The organism is Citrobacter sp. Awk 2, assembly GCF_028069815.1.
Taxonomy (GTDB): domain Bacteria; phylum Pseudomonadota; class Gammaproteobacteria; order Enterobacterales; family Enterobacteriaceae; genus Citrobacter.
On sequence record NZ_JANEWL010000010.1, the window covers coordinates 67,694 to 76,395 of the forward strand.

13 protein-coding genes are annotated in these 8,702 nt (G+C 47.3%); 5 read left to right on the forward strand and 8 right to left on the reverse strand.

The genetic code is table 11. The features are described 5' to 3' along the window. Window positions 1-63: 63 nt before the first annotated feature. The 8 genes from NNO02_RS04950 to NNO02_RS04985 form a co-directional block, all read right to left on the reverse strand. Complete coding sequence (locus NNO02_RS04950; protein WP_271454313.1) at window positions 64-2,085, reverse strand: replication endonuclease; 2,022 nt, start codon at window positions 2,083-2,085, stop codon at window positions 64-66. Further along, a complete protein-coding gene (locus NNO02_RS04955; RefSeq protein ID WP_271454314.1) occupies window positions 2,082-2,942 on the reverse strand; it encodes a DNA adenine methylase in 861 nt (286 codons plus the stop codon). The genes NNO02_RS04950 and NNO02_RS04955 overlap by 4 nt, the downstream gene beginning before the upstream one ends. Next, the gene (locus NNO02_RS04960) at window positions 2,933-3,166 is read right to left on the reverse strand and encodes a DUF2732 family protein (protein ID WP_271454315.1); all 234 of its coding nucleotides are present in this window, start codon (window positions 3,164-3,166) and stop codon (window positions 2,933-2,935) included. The genes NNO02_RS04955 and NNO02_RS04960 overlap by 10 nt, the downstream gene beginning before the upstream one ends. A 68-nt stretch (window positions 3,167-3,234) precedes the next feature. After that, entirely contained in the window at window positions 3,235-3,636 is a 402-nt protein-coding gene (locus NNO02_RS04965) for a hypothetical protein (RefSeq protein WP_271454316.1), read from the reverse strand. After that, the gene (locus NNO02_RS04970; protein WP_271454317.1) at window positions 3,636-4,064 is read right to left on the reverse strand and encodes a hypothetical protein; all 429 of its coding nucleotides are present in this window, start codon (window positions 4,062-4,064) and stop codon (window positions 3,636-3,638) included. The genes NNO02_RS04965 and NNO02_RS04970 overlap by 1 nt, the downstream gene beginning before the upstream one ends. Then, window positions 4,054-4,281: a phage filamentation protein Fil family protein gene (locus NNO02_RS04975; protein WP_271454318.1), complete on the reverse strand. Its 228-nt coding sequence runs from the start codon at window positions 4,279-4,281 to the stop codon at window positions 4,054-4,056. The genes NNO02_RS04970 and NNO02_RS04975 overlap by 11 nt, the downstream gene beginning before the upstream one ends. Before the next feature lie 9 nt (window positions 4,282-4,290). Beyond that, on the reverse strand, window positions 4,291-4,794 hold the full coding sequence (locus NNO02_RS04980; protein WP_021293717.1) for a phage regulatory CII family protein: 504 nt from the start codon (window positions 4,792-4,794) through the stop codon (window positions 4,291-4,293). 30 nt (window positions 4,795-4,824) lie between these two features. After that, a complete protein-coding gene (locus NNO02_RS04985; protein WP_271454319.1) occupies window positions 4,825-5,046 on the reverse strand; it encodes a regulator in 222 nt (73 codons plus the stop codon). A gap of 137 nt (window positions 5,047-5,183) precedes the next feature. Here NNO02_RS04985 and NNO02_RS04990 point away from each other — a divergent pair, with 137 nt between their 5' ends. The 5 genes from NNO02_RS04990 to NNO02_RS05010 all read left to right on the forward strand — a co-directional run. Beyond that, window positions 5,184-5,771 carry a phage repressor protein CI gene (locus tag NNO02_RS04990; protein WP_100280227.1) on the forward strand — a complete coding sequence of 196 codons (588 nt, stop codon included), beginning with the start codon at window positions 5,184-5,186 and terminating at the stop codon, window positions 5,769-5,771. A 13-nt stretch (window positions 5,772-5,784) separates the two neighbouring features. Then, complete coding sequence (locus NNO02_RS04995) at window positions 5,785-6,894, forward strand: hypothetical protein (RefSeq protein ID WP_157843601.1); 1,110 nt, start codon at window positions 5,785-5,787, stop codon at window positions 6,892-6,894. Beyond that, on the forward strand, window positions 6,891-7,208 hold the full coding sequence (locus NNO02_RS05000) for an STAS-like domain-containing protein (protein ID WP_100280229.1): 318 nt from the start codon (window positions 6,891-6,893) through the stop codon (window positions 7,206-7,208). The genes NNO02_RS04995 and NNO02_RS05000 overlap by 4 nt, the downstream gene beginning before the upstream one ends. A gap of 1 nt (window position 7,209) precedes the next feature. Beyond that, window positions 7,210-7,677, forward strand: a complete 468-nt coding sequence (locus NNO02_RS05005; RefSeq protein WP_100280230.1) for a hypothetical protein — start codon at window positions 7,210-7,212, stop codon at window positions 7,675-7,677. Then, window positions 7,678-8,702 (forward strand): phage integrase (locus NNO02_RS05010; RefSeq protein WP_271454320.1); only part of this gene is annotated, 1,025 nt, incomplete at its 3' end.

The window sequence follows — 8,702 nt, forward strand, 5'->3', positions numbered from 1 at the left end:
AATTGTGAAATGTATTTTCCTGCCATCTACTGACAAATGAACGTGTTACACAGATTTATACCGCTACAACCACCCCGGCCACAGCTCGTGCATTGGCTCGCTTCGTGTCTCTTGCAACCGGCCATTACGGTAAATCAATGCCACCTGGCCAAATCTCAAACCACTACCCCGCATGAGAATGGCTATTTCATCGTCAGAACCATCAAAACCCCGGCTGCGCAATTCCAGTTTTAACCGTCTGCGGGTTCCACCCTCCGTACAGTTATTGACAGAACTCCAAGGGGCGGCGTTGCCGCCAGAAAAACCAGCCTCCGCTGGCGCTTCGGCCAACTTCGCTACCTTCTGCCACTTCACCAGGCGCGTACATACCGCTGAATCTGGAACCAATGGAGAATAGACACCCTGAACGCGCTGCACGTCCTCTGCGTATTCATTGCCCTGCTCTGTGATTTCATAAGCCAGACGAACAACCAGATCACTTCGGGAAACCAGTGCGCCCCCCTGCGCCTGAGTGTATGACGCCCAGCACCCCACATCCGCAGCGGCCAACACAGCATCCATTTTGGGATTGGGCAGTTGTTGGTTACGCAGGCGGCGCAATTCACGCCAGACAGTTACCGGCGCACCACCGATTTGTTGAAACTGGCGAATACGCCAGCGGGAAGCCCATGCGGTAACAGATTTGGCCATTTCTTTAATGTCCTCGCCTGTCTTCTCATCCTTTTCACCATCCATCGCATAACCATCTATATTCTTTGAGATGTATTTAGCGATATAGCCAGTAGCGCTGCCTTTCTGCGGGTCGATAGCTTTAAAACAGAAGCGGGCTTTTCTTGCTGAATAGCTGCGCAACTCGTGTGCATCTTCCTGGCAAGCGTATGTGTGGATAACTCGACGAATCACTTTCGCATCTTCCGGACGCATAAACAGCAGAAGATGCCAGTGCGGTGTGCCATCGTGATGCGGCTCAACAACGCGGAACCCGAAACAACGCAAATCTTTACGCGACAGCGCTGCACGAATTTTCTGCCAGACGCCGCATAAATAACGCTGGGTATCCTGTGGCGTGCATCCTTCCCATTGCGAAACAAAGCCCCCTTTGCTGTACACCGCATGGAATCGCGATGGCGCAGTGATAGTGTAAAACTCACCAGCCAGTCCTTCTTCATTGGCCATATCTTCAAATCCTCTCATTCTTACCATTAGCTCACAGCGACGGATCGCCGGATTGGCAACGCTGCGGTGCACCATGCTGTCCAGTGCAATACGCAGCCCTTCATCATTCAGAAGGTCAAACTTTTTAAAGAACTCAAGGTTCCGCTTTTTCTGGTCTATCCATTCACCCAGGGTTTTACGGGACACATAAGCACTGGCGGCTTTCTGTACCTGCCCCACGGCAATGGCCATATGCTCACGCTGCATATCACGCGCCCGCTTAAGACGCAGATACCACCACTCAGGCGCCATCATGCGGAGAATCCCGGATTCAGCCTTACGCGTTTCCAGTTGCCCGTCATTAGCTTCATGTTCTGCCCAGTACGGCGGCTGATTATTCAGCATCAGGGAACTCGTGCATAAATGGCGGTAAGACTCCAGCGTACGGCGGCGCAACTCTGCGGCATCGTCAGTGCTGCCCACAAACTGATCGGTGAAGCCATAAAGTGACTGGGAGATCCAGCCAGATATCTGGCCTGCCAGTTTTTTGAGATCCGGGCGGTCAAGTGACGGCAGTCGCTCCAGCGACTTACCGAAAGGAAGATCAAGTGCATCAGCAGCCAGCTTGTAACGTGCGGCCACTTTGCGCAGACGTGGCAATACATTCTCACCGATAGTTTTACGCAAGAATGTATTGGCACGACGACGCCCGTTACGGCCAGCCAGCAGCTTTTCGTAACGGTTGCCAAAATACCCGGCTAACCAATCGGGTATCTCATGCAGGTACTGGGAACGCCATACATAATCCTGTGGGTTAACAGCCCACAGGCGACGTTCTGTGATGGTCGCATCTGCCGGTGTGCCTGGCGCGAAAGTTTCCCGTCGCCAGGCATCAACGGTATAACATTGTTCGTTTATTGCCAGCGTCATGCTCTGGTCTCAAGCGCTGCCGGCAAAGGCCATTTAAGTATCAGCTCTGCTGCCACTTTCTGGCTTCCAGCTGCTGCACCCACACTGCGTGGCGCATTTACCCGAACAGCTTCGAATCCTGCATACAGGTAATGCACCATTTCCAGATCGCTGTTTGACGCGACAACCTTAATCCCACGTTCAGTCAGGCGGCGCAGCTTACGCGCCAGCCGTCCCTGATCCATGTGCGAAAAACCGCGCTCATGGTAAGCAGTGAAATTGTCGGTATCAGTCAGGTAAGGAGGATCACAATAAACAACGTCATGCCCGTCCCTTACCAAATCAAGCGTTTCTGAATAGTGGGCAGTAATGAACGTTGCACGTTTCGCTTTTTCAGCAAAGGCTCGGATTTCATCAGCAGGGAAATAAGGCTTTTTATACTTACCGAATGGGACATTGAACTGGCCACGGCGATTGTATCGGCACAGGCCATTGAAGCAGTGACGGTTCAGATAAAGAAAACGCGCCGCAGCTTCCACAGATTCAGAACCAAAGGATTTGCCGGACTGGTTGAAGGCATCACGCACCGCGTAATAGAAAACAGCGCGACTTTCTTCATCGCCTAATGAACCGGCAGAAAATAAAGCCTCCAGTTCAATGAGCAATGCATCAGTCTGATAGGCCATAGTCTTATACAAATTAACCAGATCAGGATTCACATCAGCTATCAGATACTCGTCATAATCCGTATTCATCATGACAGCACAGGAACCGGCAAAAGGTTCTATCAGGCGCTTACCCTCCGGCAGATGGGGAAGCAACTGCGGCATAAGGCGGGCTTTGCTGCCCACCCACTTAAGCGGAGTTTTTACTGCCATGCTGCACCGCCTTTACTGCAAATCGCTGCGGCTTCTTCGCGGATTAACTCAATGACTTCCGTTGCGCTTAAACCTTCATTGGCTGCATGGGTGGCCAGCTTATCCAGACGGGTGGAACACAGATCAGCAGCAGCGGCTTTACCTTCCTGCGTAGCTTGGGTGAGCATAGCCAGCAGGTCAGTGCCTGATTTTGTTGCGGGTAAATCCTGACGTGTCATGTGCATTTTGGTTTCCTTAAGGCAAAAGAATCCCCGGCCACCTAAGCTGTGGCCAAAAAAAATCAGGTTGTTAATTAGTGAAAAGCGGGTTGTACAGTGACGGCGGAATGGTTCGGTGCAGGAATAAGGTGCAGCTCGTACGTTGTCCGCCACCACTCCTGGATCAGTGCTTTAATTTCGCCAACACCCAACGCACCGGCCGTGTAGAAAATTGCGCGGATCCCGGCCAGCGCTTCAATCTGTGCTTCTTTGCTTTCGGCCTCGCGGTACACGCAGCACCAGAAAGCGGCATTGATTGCCAGCCAGTGACGCGGATTAGTCATGTGCTCAGTGTCATTAAAGAAGAATGGATGCAACGCAATGCGACCATTTTTACTGGTACTTTTCTCTGCAAAAGCCACGGCGTAATTATGTGGAACGCCCCACGCGGCCAACTCAGCCCCTAACGATTTACCCTCGACGGAAATAATGGTCATTAGTGATTCCCCTGCTGCTGCAACTTTTGGACGATATGAGGCGCGATTACCATCTGCACCCCACTACTGCTATAAATTGGATGAACCTTCTTGATCGGGCGGTTCGCTGTGCGCTTCGAAAAATCGCTGTCACGTAAACTGCCGAAACCATCAAACGTTAACCGCGCCCGTGAAATGCCTTGGCGCAGCAGAATCATGTCCCGATAGCACAGGCGTTCATAAAGCTCACGCCAGCAGCACTTGCTTAAGTGAGCTTTAAATGTCCCGGCACCAGAAGTAACCGCAGCGGCATGAAGCACCACACCGCGCCACTCCGGTGTCAGGTTGTCCCACCATTCAGCGGCCTCACTGCTTTCGCTGAAGTATTTGCGGCGGATCTGTTTTAAATGTTCCAGTCCGCGCTTTTGTTGTTCCTGACTAATCGCCATAGCGTCCCCCTATACACCCAACCAAGCGACGGACTTTTGTAGACAAGAAACATAAAACCACCCCACCTTTCATTCGAACTGACTCATGCGCATTGAATTTATACGTGTGACCAGGGTTCCAGCGCTGACCGTTCGGCAGTTCTATCCAGCCCGTTGAACCGCTTGGCCGTTGCATGGCTGATGATTCTTTTTTCAGGTAAGTAACAAACGCTTTCATGGTGCTCCCTCACATCAAGCCGGTGGCGTTAGCCGTCACCAGATCCACCGCAGCGGCCAGAACGGGCGCAGACTGGATACGGCTTTCAACGGTATAAGCCAGCACGGATAAGCTACGGATTGCATCGCGAGCGCGATCCAGAATTTGTGTACGGCGGGCGGCGGTCATATGACCAGTAGATACGGCTTCCCCAGCAATTGCGCCCACACTGGCTGTGGCACTCAGTGCACACAGCTGCATGTTGCCTTCTGTGGCATTGTTCACCGGTACGGATGGAAGGCAGTTAATTTGCCCCAGCATCCCATCCAGTAAACGCGCATCTTCGGTGTAATCCGTAATGGCTAAAAGCTCGTCACAGGTTAAACGGTGCGGCTGTGCTGGATTCAATTTGTTGCGTAGGATCTGCGGCCTCATACCAACGGCAGCGGCTACATCTTCCAGATTGTGTTCAATTGCAAATGCTCGGCAAGCCGCATCAAAGTGAGCATGTTTAGAGGTCTGGTAATCAAACATTGTTCGCATTCCCCGAATCCGTACGATGGATTACGCATTAAGCGAAATATTGCATTCGTTTAACGCTTGCACCGTTAACGCAGCCATATTGATTTCAACGCGTGCACGAGGCTTATCACCTTTTCCACGGATAGGCAGACGGCCATCGCGCACCATGTCACGAGCTGTCCCCATAGGTGTACCAGTAATGCGGCAATACTCATCAATCGGGAGGTAAGGGGTAGGGATGGTGATTGTAATGTTAGGGCGCATAAGGCAAACTCCTTAATTCGTTAGAACTCGGCAAAGTTCAATAAAATTCGCATTTAGCAAACTACAGGAGCAAGCGTACTTAGTCATTATCTAATTGTCAAACACATTTAGATATTATCTAAGTGCTAATTACGCGTATGGGAAGATTTCGAATTGATCCGGACACCGACAGTGCGCCAGTTTTAGACAGAATAATCGAGGCTTATGGCTTCACTCAGAAGATGCAACTGGCAGAGCATCTTGATATGGCAGCTAGTTCCTTATCTTCTCGTTACAAACGTGGCGGATTACCAGCAGACATTATGGTTAAGTGCATGGCTGAAACCGGCGTTAACTTAGAATGGCTTGCTACTGGAAGCGGCAAAAAATTTGATGATGAAGAGCTTGATATCCTTAAGTTTCCCCGCAAAAAAATTGTAGATGGGCAGCTTTATGACTCCGGCTTTGTCATGTTCGACAAGGTCCTCTTTCGCGCAGGCTCACCACTCCCTACATCCCCAATTTGTGTCCAAGATGAAAAAGCGCAATACATTCTGGACCAAAAATTTGCTGAAGTTTTCGATGGAGAATGGCTAGTTAACATTGAAGGAAAAGTGAGTGTCAGAACGCTAACCCGTATCCCCGTAAGAAAAGTGCGAGTTAGCGGTGTTGGAATGGCTTTTGATTGTGATTTGGAAAGCATAGATGTTTTAGGGAAAGTAATAATGACTTGTTTATCTTCGTAATTGGGAGCTATTTGTGAAGCTACTGGAGAAAAATAAAAGCCCTGCATACCTAAGAGCTGCTTTGAAACGTGGTATGAAGAATCACATTTTTAGATTCAACCGTAATAAGGCCACAAAAATATCAAGGAATGGGCGAAAATTCATAAATCATGCTCATAAAATTATTGCACCCGTATGTCTTGATTTATCTAAACTCCAACATCATGACCTAATGGTGGGATTTGTTGAAGAAATCAAGAAACATGCCCGCAAGGGAACTATTCATAAAGTTGCCCAAGTACATTTATGCTTCCGTGAAACTAGAATCATCACTTCCTCAGGTGGGTTGTGGCTTCTTGCTAATCTAGAAAGATTACGTTCAGAGTCTCCTTATACGAAATTCACGATCACTAGGCCACCTGCAACTCGTTTGAATAATAGAGATAACAACCGCTATCCGGTTGTGGATAGTGTAATGAATTGGATTGGCATTTATTCGGCACTCGGTTTGCAAAAACGAGAAATGCGCCAACTTCCAACAGTAGATTGCTGGGAAGCGACCAGAGGTGCCCAAGTTGCCAGTGCTAAGGTGGGGGAACTTCTTGAAAAAATTACTTTAAGTACAGGGCAAGATCATAAAGCCCTTTACCGCCCCTTGGTTGAAGCCATGTCAAACTCTGTAGAGCATGCGTATCGACCTGATTTGTATTCATCGCCACAACCTGAAACAAAATGGTGGTGTTTCGCAACAATTATGAACGGCCGATTAATCACTTTAGTTTGTGATCTCGGATTGGGAATCTCAAAAACATTACCCAAGACCCAAAGTAAAACATTTTTCTCCAATATTGTGGATTACATTGGCCACGCGTTATCCAGTGACTCAGATTTCATTCGAGCATCTTTGCAGTTGAAAAAATCAGCAACCAAACTGGACTACAGAGGCAAGGGTGGACCAGATTTACAGTCTGTCATCGAAAAAATTCCAAATGCTAAACTGGCCATCTATTCAAACAAGGGGTCATACTTCTACACTAACAGGGGCAAAGCAAACCCTGAAACTTGGTTCGATCATAAACAATCTATAAAGGGAACCATCGTTGAGTGCAGTATTGACCTACCAACCCAAGGAATAAACAAATGATTATCATAAATGTTAAAGATTTCTCTAAGTATCCAGGACCACGTTACATCCGCTTGGGGGATTTTAGTGGGGAAGAATTTAGAGACAACATACTCATACCTGCGCTTAAGCAAGATAGTGAGGTTACTGTAAACTTTGATGGTGTTTACGGCTATGGTTCATCTTTCCTTGAAGAAGCTTTCGGTGGGTTAGTTCGCCACGGCGTTGACAAAACTAAGGTCAAGAAACTCAAGGAAAATCTGATATGCAACGACGATCCGTCAATAATTGTTGAAGTAAAAAAATACATAGATGAGGCCTTATCGGTAAATTAATATGGTGCCTGAAACTATTACAACTGTTGACAAGGTTTTAAAATTTCTGCCTTTCGCGTCACTAATAGTGACAATAATCGGCTGGAATATGTCCTCGTATCTATCGGGACGAAATACGTTCAAAAACTCAAAGAATACTGAATTAAATCGCCTGATAGATGCGCTGTACAAGAATCTAGATGACATCTATAACGAGATGATTCAACTAGTAACAGTTGAGCTAGATGAGCATAAAAAAACAGTTTCATATCATAAGTTTATTGGGCTCATTCAAAACATTAAATTTCTATCTGATACGATTAATAAGCTAGATAGTTCACAGACTCTTACACCAGATCTGTTTTCCGAGCTTCGTCAAGCATGCACGGACGACCGAAGATACTCTCCAACAAAAATAGGTGTTGCACTGCCAGAATTAAGAGAAATCCAAGAAAAAATAAAAAAGGCATTTAACAAAAAATTTGATTAAATGAGTATAAGAAAACAAGAAACTGGAAAATGGCTACTGGATTTTTACCCAGAAGGAAAGCCCCAGGGGAAAGCCAGCAAACGCATCCGCAAGACGTTCTCCACCAAAGGTGAGGCACTAGCCTACCAAAATCACATTATGGAAAACGTCCATGTAAAACCCTGGCTAGACGGAAAAGAAGATCGGAGAAAGCTACGCGACCTAGTAAGCCAGTGGTTCGATGAACATGGTGTGACGCTAGACGATGGCGAAAAGCGCAAAGGCGCAATGGAATTTGCGTGTCAAAGCATGGGTGATCCGCTGGCACATGAATTTGATGCCACAATGTTTTCGCTTTATCGGAAAAAGCGCCTATCCGGTGAAATATACCGCTCAGATCGCGTCAAGCAGGTATCCCCTAGGACAATGAATCTTGAGCTTGCGTATTTCCGCGCGGTGTTTAATGAGCTTAAGCGCCTTGGGCACTGGAAACTTGAAAACCCACTAATTAACGTTCGTCCTTTCAAATCAGAGGAAGCCGAACTTGCATACCTCGAAAATGACGAGATTACACGTCTATTAGATGAATGCTTGAAAAGTCGAAATGATAGTACTTACTGGGTGGCTTGTTTTTGCCTAGTAACAGGAGCGCGCTGGGATGAAGCTGAATCTGTGACAACCAAACAAATCAGAAACTTAAAGGTCAGTTTTTTCAAAACCAAAGGTAACCGAAACAGGACAGTACCGATTAGTAAATCTTTTTATGATTCCCTTCCTAAACCTGAGAAGCCAGGGAGGTACTTTAAATCCTGTTACTCTGCCTTTCGTAAAGCAGTAGAACGTGCTGAACTAAATCTACCAGACGGCCAGCTTTCTCATGTATTACGTCATACTTTCGCCAGTCATTTTATGATGAACGGTGGAAATATACTGGTTCTAAAAGAGATACTAGGACATTCCGATATCAAAATGACGATGCGATATGCACACTTTGCGCCTGAACATCTTGAAGAAGCGACTAAATTAAATCCTTTAGAGCATAAAAA